This is a genomic window from Nocardia australiensis, assembly GCF_020733705.1.
Classification (GTDB): domain Bacteria; phylum Actinomycetota; class Actinomycetes; order Mycobacteriales; family Mycobacteriaceae; genus Nocardia; species Nocardia australiensis.
Genome location: NZ_JAJFZM010000001.1, coordinates 581,809 through 596,379, shown reverse-complemented (window position 1 = coordinate 596,379; position 14,571 = coordinate 581,809). Strand labels below are relative to the sequence as shown.

Annotated in this window: 11 protein-coding genes; 6 read left to right on the top strand and 5 right to left on the bottom strand. The window is 65.3% G+C overall.

The window, feature by feature from the left end; genetic code table 11:
- Positions 1-4 precede the first annotated feature (4 nt).
- Positions 5-703 carry a hypothetical protein gene (locus LKE06_RS02825; RefSeq protein WP_227996944.1) on the bottom strand — a complete coding sequence of 233 codons (699 nt, stop codon included), beginning with the start codon at positions 701-703 and terminating at the stop codon, positions 5-7.
- A 246-nt stretch (positions 704-949) separates the two neighbouring features.
- Here LKE06_RS02825 and LKE06_RS02820 point away from each other — a divergent pair, with 246 nt between their 5' ends.
- Complete coding sequence (locus LKE06_RS02820) at positions 950-1,636, top strand: nucleoside/nucleotide kinase family protein (protein WP_227996942.1); 687 nt, start codon at positions 950-952, stop codon at positions 1,634-1,636.
- Positions 1,637-1,721: 85 nt separating this feature from the next.
- On the top strand, positions 1,722-2,267 hold the full coding sequence (locus LKE06_RS02815) for a potassium channel family protein (RefSeq protein WP_227996940.1): 546 nt from the start codon (positions 1,722-1,724) through the stop codon (positions 2,265-2,267).
- Between the two features lie 25 nt (positions 2,268-2,292).
- Here LKE06_RS02815 and pgi read toward each other — a convergent pair whose 3' ends face one another.
- Complete coding sequence (pgi, locus tag LKE06_RS02810) at positions 2,293-3,930, bottom strand: glucose-6-phosphate isomerase (protein WP_227996939.1); 1,638 nt, start codon at positions 3,928-3,930, stop codon at positions 2,293-2,295.
- 160 nt (positions 3,931-4,090) lie between these two features.
- Here pgi and LKE06_RS02805 point away from each other — a divergent pair, with 160 nt between their 5' ends.
- Positions 4,091-5,545: an NAD-dependent succinate-semialdehyde dehydrogenase gene (locus LKE06_RS02805; RefSeq protein ID WP_227996937.1), complete on the top strand. Its 1,455-nt coding sequence runs from the start codon at positions 4,091-4,093 to the stop codon at positions 5,543-5,545.
- 118 nt (positions 5,546-5,663) lie between these two features.
- Here LKE06_RS02805 and LKE06_RS02800 read toward each other — a convergent pair whose 3' ends face one another.
- Positions 5,664-5,957 carry a chorismate mutase gene (locus tag LKE06_RS02800; RefSeq protein ID WP_227996935.1) on the bottom strand — a complete coding sequence of 98 codons (294 nt, stop codon included), beginning with the start codon at positions 5,955-5,957 and terminating at the stop codon, positions 5,664-5,666.
- 487 nt (positions 5,958-6,444) lie between these two features.
- On the opposite strand from LKE06_RS02800, the gene pcrA reads away from it, so the two are divergent.
- Positions 6,445-8,907, top strand: coding sequence for a DNA helicase PcrA (pcrA, locus tag LKE06_RS02795; RefSeq protein WP_372477342.1), 2,463 nt, complete (start codon positions 6,445-6,447; stop codon positions 8,905-8,907).
- A 103-nt stretch (positions 8,908-9,010) separates the two neighbouring features.
- Here pcrA and LKE06_RS02790 read toward each other — a convergent pair whose 3' ends face one another.
- Positions 9,011-10,525: a DUF1731 domain-containing protein gene (locus tag LKE06_RS02790; protein ID WP_227996932.1), complete on the bottom strand. Its 1,515-nt coding sequence runs from the start codon at positions 10,523-10,525 to the stop codon at positions 9,011-9,013.
- Positions 10,526-10,609: 84 nt separating this feature from the next.
- Positions 10,610-11,761, bottom strand: coding sequence for a M23 family metallopeptidase (locus tag LKE06_RS02785; protein WP_227996930.1), 1,152 nt, complete (start codon positions 11,759-11,761; stop codon positions 10,610-10,612).
- Positions 11,762-12,305: 544 nt separating this feature from the next.
- Here LKE06_RS02785 and sucC point away from each other — a divergent pair.
- Both sucC and sucD read left to right on the top strand, forming a co-directional pair.
- Entirely contained in the window at positions 12,306-13,472 is a 1,167-nt protein-coding gene (gene sucC / locus LKE06_RS02780; protein WP_227996928.1) for an ADP-forming succinate--CoA ligase subunit beta, read from the top strand.
- Between the two features lie 12 nt (positions 13,473-13,484).
- The gene (gene sucD, locus LKE06_RS02775) at positions 13,485-14,399 is read left to right on the top strand and encodes a succinate--CoA ligase subunit alpha (RefSeq protein ID WP_227996926.1); all 915 of its coding nucleotides are present in this window, start codon (positions 13,485-13,487) and stop codon (positions 14,397-14,399) included.
- Positions 14,400-14,571 lie beyond the last annotated feature (172 nt).

Sequence of the window (14,571 nt, the reverse complement as noted above, 5' to 3'; positions counted from 1 at the left end):
TGCGTCAGTTGGCGTGGTCGGGCGGAGACGGCCGCGACGTCACGATGGGTGAGCGCCACGATAGGCGGATGGATCCTGTTGTGCGTTCACGCGTCAACTGGGCGACAGCAGCGATCGCGGAAGCCACCGCTATCGCGCCCGTGACCCACGCATAAGTAGTGAGACCGGCGGTGCTGTATGAAACTTGGTGCACGCCGGGCAGTGGGTAGCTGCCGTTGCCAGAGGCCCAGCGCAGCAGTAGCCCGGCCTGGGTACCCAGATCCCGAGTGGATCCGGCCGAGAGCATGCGTCGCACGTCGGGCGCCTTGCCGTTCATATGGACGATCGCGGCGGCTACAAAAATCGCTAACGCCACCGAAGATCCTGTCGCCAAACGACAAAGCACGTTGTTGCGTGCCCGAAGGTTGACCACCACAGTGCAGACAGTGACGGTGACGGCGATGCTGGCGAGGATGGCCCACATGCCGTTGATCCGTGCCGCGGGCGGCGGCGATCCGGACCAGAGACTAACGAGGGTGGAGGTGACGTGCAGTCTCCCAAAGGGGGTGGCGTCGATCTTGCCGTCCCTCGCGGCAGCATGGATCCACGGCTGGAACAACAGGAAGAATGTGATGATGTTTCCGGCCGCGGCGAACAGGTAGCCCCAACTGCCTCGGAACCTCCCGCCGAACGAGTTCGCCAGCGCGGCCAGGACCTTCGCCATTGCTATCCGACGTTGGAGGGGGCGACCTCCGGTGCGGCTAGGCGCAGCTGCCTCTTCGTTCTGGGGTTTGCCCGCTTGCCAGGGAGTTGGCTGCACCATTTGCCCAGTTTAGGAGGGGAACACGGGCGGGAGTCCTGCTCGGACTCACCTCCAGTGGGAAGCTCGCACATGCCCCGACATTCGCACTGGTGAGATAAGCGTTGCGAAAGCGAAGATGCCGCGTACCGGCGTGGTTAAAGTTCAGCGATGACCGACGCGACCGTTGTTATGCCGATGAGCAGACTCGTCGAGCGGGTGCTGAATGCAGCGGTGTGCGGCAGGCGATATGTGCTCGGCATAGCCGGTCCACCCGCAGCGGGGAAATCCCGGTTGTCGGTCGGGATTCGGGATGCGCTGAATGCGCACGCCGGTTCGGTCATCGCCGAGATCGCGCCCATGGACGGCTTCCACCTGTCGAATGCGGTATTACGGGCCTCGGGAAAGCTTGCGCGCAAAGGCGGACCGGACACCTTCGACGTTTCCGGATATCTCGAGACATTGAGCCGGCTGCGGAGCACTCCGGTCGGCGAGCCGGTCGCCTGGCCGACCTTCGACCGCGCCATCGAGGAGCCGACACCGTCCGGGGTGATCTTCGATCGGCACACCATCGCCATCACCGAGGGCAACTACCTACTGCTCGACGACCTCCGATCCGGCTCGTGGTCCGGGATCCGGAAGTTACTGGACGAGTGCTGGTACCTGGACGCCGACCGGAACGTCATCGAGAAACGATTGGTGCGCAGACACATTCGCGGCGGCATGACGCTCGCCGCCGCCAAGGCCAAAACACGGCAGAGTGACCTGCCCAATGCCGATCTCATCGCCGCGACGAAGAGCCGCGCCGATCTCGTACTCCAGGCATACAACGGGCGGTATCACGCCATCGCGCAATGAACCCACCGGATGCAGATCGGACGTTTCTGCCAATAGCTCGGCGAGTGCTGCCGCCGGGTGCGTTCGGCGGCACGATCATGGACGGATGAAGAGTATTGCGCCAGTCTCCGGCCGCGTCCGCGGCCTGCGCAACTTGGCCACCCTCGTGTGTGCGCTGCTGTTCTACTACGGACTGCCGCTCGGGTTCGAAATGGGGCATAACTGGGCGGGCAAGCTCATCGGCCTGGTCGCCTTCGCGGCAGGTGTGGCCGGATTGAGCTGGCTGACGTGGTGGCGAGTGAGCAGGTATATGGCCGACCCGCAGGCTGCGAGTGGCCGCGTCGAGGGGGTGTTGTTCGCGCTGTGCGTCGCCGTGACGTTCTTCGCGCTGTACTACTACCTACTCGAGCAGCGGAGCCCCGGGCAGTTCGACGGGCTCAGCACGCGAACCGACGCGTTGTATTACACGATCGTCACCCTCGGCACCGTCGGATACGGCGATGTGCACGCGGTCGGGCAGGCGGCGCGGATCGCCACCATGGTGCAGGTTGTTTTCGACCTGGTCGTCATCGGCACCCTGATCGCGGTGGTCAGCACGAGTGTCACCCGGAGAGTGGAATCGGCGGCTGCGAAAAGCGGCGAGCGCGACTGAGGGCCGGTCGTGCCGAAACATCCCGTCAGCGGTTGGCGCGATACCAGTGGATCAGGGCGTCGGTAGAGGAATCCAATTGCGGCCCAGGATCTTGCGCGCCGGTGAGCAGCGACGCCAACTCGAGTGCCTGCTGTTTGCCGAGTTCGACACCCCACTGGTCGAAGCTGTCGATGCCCCAGATGGTGCCCTCGACGAAAACCTGATGCTCATACAGGGCGATCAGCTGACCGACCGTCGATGGCGTGAGCTGTGGGGCGAGGATCGTGGTGCTCGGCCGATTGCCCGGCATCACCTTGTGCGGCACCACCTTCGGATCGGTGCCCTCGGCGGTGATCTCCTCGGCGGTCTTGCCGAACGCCAGCACCTTCGTCTGCGCGAACAGATTGCTCATCAGGATGTCGTGCATGCTGCCGGTGCCGTCGCGGGTCGGCAGATCGTCGGTGGGGCGGGCGAATCCGATGAAGTCCGCGGGAATCAGCCGGGTGCCCTGGTGCAGCAGTTGGTAGAAGGCGTGCTGGCCATTGGTTCCCGGTTCGCCCCAGAAGATTTCGCCCGTCGAGGTGTTCACCGCAGTGCCGTCGGCGCGCACCGATTTGCCGTTCGACTCCATCGTCAACTGCTGCAAGTAGGCGGGAAAACGGGCCAGATCATTCGAATAGGGCAGCACCGCACGCGACTGCGCGCCGAAGAAGTTCGAATACCAGATGCCGAGCAGGCCGAGCAGCACCGGGCCGTTCGACTCCAGTGGCGCGGTCGCGAAATGCCGGTCCACAGCGTGCATTCCGGCCAGGAACTCACCGAACCGCTCCTTGCCGATCGTCGCCATCACCGAAAGGCCGATGGCCGAGCCCACCGAATAGCGGCCACCGACCCAATCCCAGAAGCCGAACATATTCGCGGTGTCGATACCGAATTCGGCGACCCTTTCGGCATTCGTCGACACCGCGACGAAGTGTTTGGCAACCGCGTCGTCACCGAGTGCGGCCACCAGCCAGCGGCGCGCGGCGGTGGCGTTGGTCAGCGTCTCCAGCGTCGAAAACGTCTTGGAGGCAACGATGAACAGCGTCGTCGCGGGGTCGAGCCCGTCGAGTGTCGCGACCAGATCGGCCGGATCGACATTCGAGACGAAGCGCGCGGTGATGCCCGCGTCCACGTAGTGGCGCAACGCGCGATACACCATATCCGGCCCGAGATCGGATCCGCCGATACCGATATTGACCACAGCGGTGATCGGTTCGCCGGTCGCGCCGCGCCAGCGGCCCGAACGCAGCGAATCGGTGAATTCGCCCATCCGTGCCAGCACCTCGTGCACCTCGACAACGACGTCGGCACCGTCGACCAGCAGCGAATCCCCGGCGGGCAGGCGAAGCGCGATGTGTTCGACCGCTCGGTTCTCCGAGGTATTGATGTGCTCGCCGCCCAGCATCGCGTCGCGACGTTCGGCGACACCCGCTTCGCGCGCCAAATCGACGAGCAGACCGATGGTTTCCCGCGTGAGGCGATGCTTGCTGTAGTCGATGTGTAGGTCCGCCACCTGGATGGTCAGCTCACGTCCACGGTCGGGGTCCTCGGCGAAGAGCTCACGCAGCTCTCGCTCGGCGATCGCGCTGTAATGATCGTGCAGTTTCCCCCATGCCGCCGATGCGGTGATGTCGCTGCTCACATCCGCCGAGAGTACAAGCACTTGTTCGCGTGCGCTGGAAAGGACCGGAAACTTCGGCGGGTACCGAGCGGTCCGCTACCGATGCCCATCGGTAGCCGAGTGCAGGCGGTTTTCTCGGCGACCTGGTGTAGGTGCCGTGCGCTCGGCCTAGTCTGGCCACATGATGTCCGAACGCGAACTACTTCAATCCATACCGACGCAGTTGTGGATCGGCGGACCCGTCGATGCCACCGGGGGCGGCACCTTCGAGGTGCACAATCCGGCGACGGGGGAGGTGCTGACGCGAGTCGCCGACGCGATGCCGGAAGACGCGGTGCGCGCGCTCGACGCCGCCGTCGCCGTGCAGGAGCAGTGGGCGGCGACATCATCGCGCGAACGCGGCGAGATACTGCGCGCGGTATTCGAGGCGATAACCGCACGAGCCGAGGAATTCGCCCTGCTGATGACCCTGGAAATGGGAAAGGCACTGCCCGAGAGTCGAAATGAGGTCCGTTACGGCGCGGAGTTCTTCCGCTGGTTCAGCGAGGAGGCCGTGCGAGTGCATGGCCGCTACCTACACGCGCCGTCGGGGACCGGACGGATCATGGTGCACAAGCAGCCGGTCGGGCCGTGTCTGGCGATCACGCCCTGGAATTTCCCACTGGCCATGGGCACTCGCAAGATCGGTCCCGCGCTTGCGGCCGGGTGCACAATGATCGTCAAACCCGCCTCGGCCACCCCGCTGACCATGCTGCTGCTCGCGAAGCTGTGCAGTGCGGCCGGTTTGCCCGACGGTGTGCTGTCGGTGATTACCTCGAGCCATTCGGGCGCGGTAACCCAACCGCTGCTGGACGATCCGCGACTGCGCAAGCTCACCTTCACCGGTTCCACCGAGGTCGGTAAGACACTCGTGCAGAAGGCGGCTGGTGGACTGTTGCGTACCTCCATGGAGCTCGGTGGCAACGCGCCGTTCGTCGTTTTCGACGATGCCGATATCGACGCCGCCGTGCAGGGCGCCATGCTCGCGAAGCTACGTAACGGCGGCGAAGCCTGCACGGCGGCAAACCGTTTCCACGTCCAGAACGGTGTGCTCGAGGAGTTCACCACCAAACTGGTCGAGGCGATGTCGAGCACCGTCGCGCTCGGGCCGGGCACCGACCCCGCCACCACGCTGGGCCCGCTCATCAGCGAGGACCAGCTCGATATCGTGAGCGAGCTGGTCGAGGACGCGGTTTCGGCGGGCGCGCGGCTACGTCTCGGCGGAAAAGCCCCGAGTGGGCCGGGCTGGTTCTACCCCGCGACCATTCTGAGCGACGTGCCGCCGCACGCCAGGATTCTGCGCGAGGAGGTCTTCGGTCCGGTCGCCCCGATCGTCGGCTTCGAGACCGAGGAGCAGGGCCTAGCCGCCGCGAATGACACCGAATTTGGACTGGTCAGCTACGTCTACACCCGCGATCTGGACCGGGCACTGCGCATCGCCGAGGGCCTGGAAACCGGCATGGTCGGCGTCAATCGCGGCGTGATCTCCGATCCGGCGGCACCGTTCGGTGGCGTCAAGGCGTCCGGCTTCGGCCGCGAGGGCGGCACCGAGGGGATCGAGGAGTACTTGTCCACCAAGTACATCGCGCTCAACTGAGAGTCGAAACGACCGCCCCGGGGGTGTGAACACCCGGGGCGGCCTTTGGGAGGTGCGGTGGTCTTACGATCGCCGCACGAAGTTCGTCGGCCGCGATCGGCGGCCTGGGCGAGACGCGTCAGCGACCGAGCCGGCCGCGCCCCAAGCGCAGCAGCAGCATTGCGAGGGTGTGGCCCTCCTGGCCGAGTTCGCTGAAGCGCTCGAGCACCTTCATCTCACGACTGTGTACGAGACGAGTGCCGCCAGAGGCCATACGCGTGCGACCGATAATTCGCGATACCTCGGTGCGGCGCTTGATAGCGGCGAGGATTTCCGCGTCGAGCTGGTCGATCTCCTTGCGGAGCTTCTCGATCTCCGCCTCGGAGTGCGGGAGAGCCGAGTCGGATCCGGTCGTCGTGGAAGGCGTGCTCATCATTCATCTCCTCGTGTCAGAACCTGGATCGGCTCGTGCGTCCTGCTCGTTACCGATCGGTTCTTTCACCGTGCAAAAGACCTGGTCTCTCGCATTATCCCCCGGCAGGTGCGCTCAGTGACAAGGTCTGCGATCCCGATATCCGGCCGGTAGCCGAATCGGGTGCATCTTTGGAGCGCAGATCATGTGGCCAGTCTGCCACGCGTTCGAAACAATGCAAAACACTTCTATTTGTGAATCTGCTGAGAAGGATCACACAGGTTTGCCGTCGCGGCACGCTGTGGCGGTTCACTCGACGTTCGCCCGCCCGACCACGAACCGACACCGAAGCGACATCGAAGCGAGCGCGGACTTCATCTCTGTCGGTGGCCGCCGGTAGCGTTGATGGACGATGGACATCACGGTGGCTCCCCAGATGCAGGCCGGGCAGACTCGGCACCAGGACTCAGCTGAGAAACCGCAGGTCGACGATGGTCGAGCGGCGGATATGGCGCAGTCCGCGCAGCAACGTCGTCTGGAACGCGAGCAGCGCCGTGCCGAGGAGGGCGAGCGGCTGCTCGATGGGCTCAACCCGCAACAGCGTGCCGCGGTCGTGCACACTGGAGCGCCGCTGTTGATCGTGGCGGGCGCGGGCTCGGGAAAGACCGCCGTGCTGACCAAACGCATCGCCTACCTACTCGCCGCGCGCGGGGCGACGCCGGGGCAGATCCTTGCCATCACCTTCACCAATAAGGCTGCTGCGGAGATGCGGGAGCGGGTGATCGGGCTGGTCGGCCCGCGCGCCAACAACATGTGGGTTTCGACCTTCCACTCCAGTTGTGTGCGGATCCTGCGTATGCAGGCAGCGCTGCTGCCCGGCCTGAATTCGAATTTCTCGATCTACGACGCCGACGACTCGCGGCGACTGCTCACCATGATCAGCCGGGACTTCGAAATCGATACGAAGAAATACTCGGCGCGATTGTTGGCGACGGCCATCTCGAATCTCAAGAATGAGCTCATCGAACCGGCCAAAGCCACCGCCGATGCCGAATCCGACGAGACCGAACTGCCGGGTCTCGTCGCCCGCGTCTATACCGAATATCAGCGGCGGTTGCGCGCGGCGAACGCGCTGGACTTCGACGATCTGATCGGTGAGACGGTCGCGCTACTGCAAAATCACCCGCAGGTCGCCGAATATTACCGGCGCCGGTTCCGGCACGTGATGGTCGACGAATATCAGGACACCAACCACGCGCAGTACATCCTGGTCCGCGAACTCGTTGGGCACCATGCCGCTGCGGACGAGGCGGAGCCGGATTCGGACGCGGTGGCCCCGAGCGAGCTGTGTGTGGTCGGCGACGCGGACCAGTCCATCTACGCCTTCCGTGGCGCGACCATCCGCAATATCGAGGAATTCGAACGCGACTTCCCCGATGCCGAAACCATTCTGCTGGAACAGAATTACCGTTCCACCCAGCACATCCTCTCCGCCGCCAACGCGGTGATCTCCCGCAACGAGAACCGTCGGGATAAACGGCTGTGGACCGATTCCGGCGAGGGTGACCTGATCACCGGCTACGTCGCCGACAACGAACACGACGAGGCGTCGTTCGTGGCTCGCGAGATCGACCGGCTGGTCGATGCCAAGGAGGCCACTTACGGCGATGTCGCGGTGTTCTATCGCACCAACAACAACTCGCGGGCGCTGGAGGAAATCTTCATCCGGATGGGGCTGCCGTACAAGGTAGTCGGCGGCGTTCGCTTCTATGAGCGCAAGGAAGTGCGCGACATCGTCGCCTACCTGCGGGTGCTGGCGAATCCCGACGACGCGGTGAGCATGCGCCGGATCCTCAACACCCCGCGCCGCGGTATCGGTGATCGCGCGGAGGCCTGCGTAGCGGTGCATGCCGAGCAGCGCGATATCGGTTTCGCCGCCGCGCTGCGCGATGCCGCCGCGGGCAAGGTCGCGCTGCTGAATACCCGCGCGCACCGGGCGATCGCCGGGTTCCTCGACTTGCTGGAGGAGATCCGGGCGGCGGGCGTGCAGGAGGAACTCGATTTCCCGGATGTCGGCAATGTCGTCGATGCTGTGCTGGAACGCACCGGCTACCGTGCCGAACTGGAGGCATCCGATGACCCACAGGACGGCGCGCGTCTGGACAACCTGAACGAACTGGTCAGCGTCGCACGCGAATTCAGCTCGGAGGCGCACAATAACGCGGCAGCCGCCAGGGAAGAGGGGCTGGTCCCGGAGGCGGCCGACGGCGAACCCGAGCCCGGTTCCCTCGCGGCCTTCCTGGAGCGGGTCTCGCTGGTCGCCGACACCGATCAGATCCCGGACGAGGGCGCCGGGGTGGTCACGATGATGACCTTGCACACCGCCAAGGGGCTCGAGTTCCCGGTCGTGTTCGTGACCGGCTGGGAGGATGGACAGTTCCCGCACATGCGAGCGCTCGGCGATCCCACGGAACTGGCCGAAGAACGCCGCCTCGCCTACGTCGGTATCACCCGTGCGCGTCGTCGGCTGTACCTGACCCGCGCGGTGGTCCGATCCGGCTGGGGCCAGCCCGTCTCGAACCCGGAATCCCGCTTCCTGCAAGAGATTCCGAGCCATCTCATCGACTGGAAGCGACTGGAACCGAGCGGCTCCCCGCTGACACGAAGCATCCGCCGCCGCGGCGATGACGACGGTATGGAACGAGACTGGACCCGCGGCGACGGCTGGAACCAACAGCGCCCCGGCGTCCGTGATCGTGGCCAACGCCGCCCGGCCCCTGGCGGAGCCACCCGCAACAACACCAACCTCGTACTCGCCGTGGGCGATCGGGTCAGCGACGACAAATACGGGCTCGGCCGCGTCGTCGCCGCCGAAGGCTTCGGCCCACTGGCCACGGTCACCATCGATTTCGGTACCGCCGGAAAAATCCGCCTGATCCCGCAATACAGCCGGACCCTGGTGAAACTCTGAACCGAGGCTGGTCCGCCTCACTCCTCCGCCTTTCCGCGTATTCAGGCCGGGCTGAGGTGCGGTGATCGTTACGCCGGCGTCCGGCGGTGGGGCGGTGGGGGAGTTAGCCCGTACCCGGTGAGTTACCCATGTGCTGGCTTGCTGCTTCGGGCCGGGGCCGGGGCCGGGGCCGGGGCCGGGTGTGTTGCCGGCAGGTGGTGTGGGTGAGTTGGGCTGGGGGGTCTTGTTGTGGCAGGAGATCTGTCAGGGCTTCGTCAAGGGTGGGGTAGCGGAAGCGGAATCCGGCCTCGCGCAGCACCGTTGAGGTCGCGTGTCGGCCGCTGAGGCCGAGGGCTGGGTCGGAGCGTAAGAGCACGGCGCCGAGCGCGAGGAGGGGCGCGGGCGTCGGAGGGGACGGTGGGCGGTGCAGGTGTCTGCGCAGGGCGCCCATCAGATCGCGGTTGCGGACCGGGAAATCGGTGGCGGCCACCACGATTCCGGTCGGCAGCGTGACCTGCGGGTCCAGACCGAGTGTGGCGCGAACAACGGCGAGCCAGTCCTCGACGTGGATCCAGCTGAACCACTGTTGGCCACTACCGACGCGGCCGCCGAGACCGGCCTTGGTGAGCTGGCTGAGCCGCTTCAATGCGGGAGCCTGGGGATCGAGGACGATAGAGGTGCGCAGGATCGTCGAATGCGTGGCGTAAGCAGGGTCGAATGCCCGCTCCCACGGTTCGGCGACGCCGGTCATCTGGGGCAACCCAACCGGCAGCGGAGTTGTTTCTGTGCATCGGGTTTCGCCCGCGTCCGACCAGATCGCGGTGGTACTGGCCTGGACCCAGTAGTCGATCGGACCATCAAGGGTCGCGGCGGCGGCGACCAGGGCACGAGTCGAATCCACTCGGCTGCGTCGCAATTCGTCGATATTGCGCTGAGTCGGCCTGCAATCGACCAGTTTGCCCGCCAGGTTGATCAGCGCGATCGGGCCCCGGTCTTCGGGTGACCGATCCTTCAGTGCCCCAACCCAATCGCCCACTGTCCGGCCGTCCCACTCCAACTGGGCGAAGGGAATTTCCTGGCCGCGCCGCCGCGCCAGGATGGTCACCCGGTGGCCACGGCAGGTCAGGTCGGCGGCGACCTGCCTGCCGAGCGCGCCGGTTCCGCCCGCGATCACCGCGTGCAGCGCGGATGTCGCCGGGGTAATCCCGGCGAGCAATGCCAGCCGTGCGAAGCACATTCGCACGTCGGTCTCCAACTGCGCAGCGACCACAGCCCTGGCGATCGGCGCGGACGCGCCCGTGAAGGTGAGTCGTTGCGTCACCTCGGTGCCGCCCTCGCGTGGGGTGAGCGTCCACCGCATTCGCATCAGCCCCGCCGGTTCGGGCTGCTCCAACGTCAGCTCCCGACCGGGTACGAGGACGGTAATCACGAAAGGGGGCGCGGTTCGCCTGTGCATTGCCCCCACAACCCGGCTATGCGGCACATAGTCACCGGTGGTGCCGACGGCGACAGCGTCATGTAGCCGCACCGAGGACACCGCAGGATTCCATTCGGGCCACCGCGAGAGGTCGCCGAGTACCCGCCACACGTCTTCGGTTGGTAGCGCGATGAATTGGGTGTACGTCGTTGTACGAGCCATACCCAGAAGCTATCCGCGCAAGCCCACCCAGGGAAGCGTGCCGTTGATCACCTAGGCGGTTCGTCGGCCGTGGTCGAGGTTTGGCTAATCGCGCTGGGGTCCGAGGCTGATACCGCGGCTGGCCAGCCAAGGCAACGGGTCGACCTTGTCGGAGCCGTTCAACCAGACCTCGAAATGGCAATGCGGGCCGGTGGAGAAACCACGGTTACCGATGGTGGCGATCTGATCACCGGCAATCACCCGCTGGCCCTGTGACACCGTGGCGGTGTCGATGTGCCCGTAGACGGTAACGGTGCCGTCGTCATGCAGCAGGCGCACCCACATGCCGAATCCGGACGCCGGCCCGGCCTCGAGGACGGTACCGTCGGCGACCGCGACGATCGGCGTTCCGATCGGGCCCGCGACATCGATACCGAGGTGCTGCACTCCCCAGCGAGCACCGTATCCGGAGGTGAACGTGCCCGAGGCGAACTTGGTGAACAGCGGGCGCAGCTTCGCGGCTTCCTGCGCGGCAAGCTCGTTGGCGTACTTCTGGCCTTTTTGCAGAATGTCGTTGAACTGACCCAGGTTGTTCGGCACCGAGACATCGAGCACCTGGGGTGAGTCCGGGGTGGTGTTGGTATCGGCAACGCTGACCGACTGCGCCGCGATCTCATGGATCTGGCCCGCGGCCTCGTAATCGACGGCCTGTGAGGGCTGTTCGGGCGCGGCGAAAGCCGCCTGACCGGCCGCTACGACGGCGCCCGCGGCCACAGCGACGACCGCGGCGCGCCCCTTGAGGGCGGTTGGTGGTGCGGGTGTCCGGTGCGCGCCACGTCGGCGCGCCGGAATCACGGTCGGGGTGGCGGGAGTTTCGGGGGCGTCGTCATCGGGGGCGTCGTCATCGGATGCCCAGTCATCGGATGCCCAGGAATTGTCGGCGTCCGGCCCCCAGGAGTCGTTGTCCTCGGGCATCCACGAGTTGTCCGCGTCTGGCGTCCACGGATCGTCGGATGCCCAGGCGCCGCCATCGGCCCAGGAATCCTGCTGCGACCAGGAATTCTGCTGCGAAACGTCCGGCTGCGACCAGGCGCCGTTGGTGGCCGGGGAATCGTCGCGGAGGTTGTATCCGGCGTGCCCGGCGGCGGGTGTCGCGTAGCGGGAGTCGGCCGCTGGCGTGAACGGCTCGGCATCGGAGCGATAACGATGTCCGGAGCGAGCGCGACTATGGGGTGGAAGGGTCGAGCGATGGTTCATCGGCTGTGCCACATCGTAGAGCTGAAGTAGTTGGTGGTGCCGAATTGCCTACCCGGAGGGGGCGTTGACGGATCATCTGTGGAGCGGCTCTCCGTCTGTGGAGTGCTGTGCTGCGTCAAGCTCGCCGTCCTCCTAGTCGTGACCGTGCTGTGACATCGACCGCCATGACGGTAACGAAACGATCGCGAGGTCCGCAAGCGCTGCACGGTGTCATTTCAAACATATGAGATTGATCACTGTAACGGCAGGGAATATCTCATTGCGCCACGGGCATGCGGGTGAGGCTATGCGACGACGGCTCGTAGTAGATCGGCATCCCTCCCGGGTTCGGCGGTCCTACCTGGCAAACCGCAACAAGCTACTTGTCAGTAGTGTTGGCCAGCGGTTTTCTGACCCTGAGTATTGGCCCGTGACCTGCGCCACTTAGGATGAACGTGGCCGTTTGGCCGTCCATCTGACTGGTTAGAGTCCGACCAGACCCGCTTCCGACGTCGGGCCGCCAACAAAGACGTTGTCATAACAACGCAGACGAGATGGTGAGTACATGGATCTCTTCGAATACCAGGCGAAGGAGCTCTTCGTTAAGCACGGAGTGCCCTCGTCCGAGGGCCGCGTGACGGACACGGTCGAGGAAGCCCGCGCCATCGCGGAGGAAATCGGCAAGCCGGTAATGATCAAGGCCCAGGTCAAGGCCGGTGGTCGTGGTAAGGCAGGTGGCGTCAAGTACGCCGCCACCCCGGACGACGCGTCCACGCACGCGCAGAACATCCTCGGCCTGGATATCAAGGGCCATATCACCAAGAAGATCCTTGTCGCCGAAGCCAAGGACATCGCGGAGGAGTACTACATCTCCTTCCTGCTCGATCGTTCCAACCGCACCTACCTGGCCATGTGCTCGGTCGAAGGCGGCATGGAGATCGAAGAGGTCGCCGCGACCAAGCCTGAGCGCCTGGCCAAGGTTCCCGTCGACGCGGTCGAGGGTGTCGACCTCGCGTTCGCCCGCTCGATCGCCGAGCAGGGCCACCTTCCCGCCGATGTGCTGGACGCCGCGGCCGTGACCATCCAGAAGCTGTGGGAGGTGTTCGTCGGCGAAGACGCCACCCTGGTGGAGGTCAACCCGCTCGTCCGCACCCCCGACAACGAGATCCTTGCCCTCGACGGCAAGGTCACCCTCGACGAGAACGCTGCGTTCCGCCACCCGGACCACGAGGCGTTCGCGGACAAGGACGCGACCGACCCGCTCGAGCTCAAGGCCAAGGAAAACGACCTCAACTACGTCAAGCTCGACGGTGAGGTCGGCATCATCGGCAACGGCGCCGGTCTGGTCATGTCCACCCTCGACGTGGTCGCCTACGCCGGTGAGAACCACAACGGCGTCAAGCCCGCGAACTTCCTCGACATCGGTGGCGGCGCCTCGGCCGAGATCATGGCCGCCGGCCTCGATGTCATCCTCGGTGACGCACAGGTCAAGAGCGTGTTCGTGAACGTCTTCGGTGGCATCACCGCGTGTGACGCGGTTGCCAACGGCATTGTCAAGGCGCTGGAAATCCTTGGCGCCGAGGCGAACAAGCCGCTGGTCGTCCGTCTCGACGGCAACAAGGTCGAGGAGGGTCGCAAGATCCTCGTCGGCGCCGCGCATCCGCTGATCACTCTTGCGCAGACAATGGACGAAGGCGCCGACAAGGCCGCCGAACTGGCAGCGGCCAAGTAAAGGAAACCTGAAATGTCTATCTTCCTGAACAAGGACTCGAAAGTCATCGTCCAGGGCATCACCGGCGGCGAGGGCACCAAGCACACCGCCCTGATGCTGAAGGCCGGCACCCAGGTCGTCGGCGGTGTCAACGCGCGCAAGGCGGGGACCACCGTCGCGCATACCGCCAAGGACGGCTCCGCCGTCGAGCTGCCGGTGTTCGGCGGTGTCGCCGAGGCCATCAAGGAAACCGGCGCCGATGTCTCCATCGCGTTCGTCCCGCCGAAGTTCGCCAAGGACGCCATCATCGAGGCCATCGACGCGGAGATCCCGCTGCTGGTGGTCATCACCGAGGGCATCCCGGTGCAGGACACCGCGTATGCGTGGGCCTACAACGTCGAGAAGGGCAACAAGACCCGGATCATCGGCCCGAACTGCCCCGGCATCATCACCCCCGGTGAGTCGCTGGTCGGCATCACCCCGGCCAACATCACCGGCAAGGGCCCGGTCGGTCTGGTGTCGAAGTCCGGCACTCTGACCTACCAGATGATGTTCGAGCTGCGCGACTTCGGTTTCTCCACCGCCATCGGCATCGGCGGCGACCCGGTCATCGGCACCACCCACATCGACGCCATCGAGGCGTTCGAGAAGGACCCGGAGACCAAGCTGATCGTGATGATCGGCGAGATCGGCGGCGACGCCGAGGAGCGGGCCGCGGCTTACATCAAGGCCAACGTCACCAAGCCGGTCGTCGGCTACGTCGCGGGCTTCACCGCACCCGAGGGCAAGACCATGGGCCACGCGGGCGCCATCGTATCCGGTTCGGCCGGTACCGCCCAGGCCAAGAAGGACGCACTGGAAGCCGCAGGCGTCAAGGTCGGCAAGACACCGTCCGAGACTGCCGCGCTGGCGCGCGAAATCTTGGAAACGGCAAGCATCACCGCCTGATTCACCGGCTGACGGCGAAGGCCGCCTCCTCGAGCATTCAGGAGGCGGCCTTCGTCGTATTTCCGTTGTCCTCAGGCGAATCGTTATGGAGTCGGGACTGTCGGCTATACCAGGCGTGTCGGGGCGGGTTCACCCTGTCTGGGGGGTTTGTTAAGGATGACCTGGGACAGTG

Coding starts and splice junctions, on each gene's coding strand:
- LKE06_RS02825 (WP_227996944.1), bottom strand. CDS start 703: ATGGCGAAGGTCCTGGCCGCGCTGGCGAACTCGTTCGGCGGGAGGTTC.
- LKE06_RS02820 (WP_227996942.1), top strand. CDS start 950: ATGACCGACGCGACCGTTGTTATGCCGATGAGCAGACTCGTCGAGCGG.
- LKE06_RS02815 (WP_227996940.1), top strand. CDS start 1,722: ATGAAGAGTATTGCGCCAGTCTCCGGCCGCGTCCGCGGCCTGCGCAAC.
- LKE06_RS02805 (WP_227996937.1), top strand. CDS start 4,091: ATGATGTCCGAACGCGAACTACTTCAATCCATACCGACGCAGTTGTGG.
- LKE06_RS02800 (WP_227996935.1), bottom strand. CDS start 5,957: ATGAGCACGCCTTCCACGACGACCGGATCCGACTCGGCTCTCCCGCAC.
- pcrA (WP_372477342.1), top strand. CDS start 6,445: ATGGCGCAGTCCGCGCAGCAACGTCGTCTGGAACGCGAGCAGCGCCGT.
- LKE06_RS02790 (WP_227996932.1), bottom strand. CDS start 10,525: ATGGCTCGTACAACGACGTACACCCAATTCATCGCGCTACCAACCGAA.
- LKE06_RS02785 (WP_227996930.1), bottom strand. CDS start 11,761: ATGAACCATCGCTCGACCCTTCCACCCCATAGTCGCGCTCGCTCCGGA.
- sucC (WP_227996928.1), top strand. CDS start 12,306: ATGGATCTCTTCGAATACCAGGCGAAGGAGCTCTTCGTTAAGCACGGA.
- sucD (WP_227996926.1), top strand. CDS start 13,485: ATGTCTATCTTCCTGAACAAGGACTCGAAAGTCATCGTCCAGGGCATC.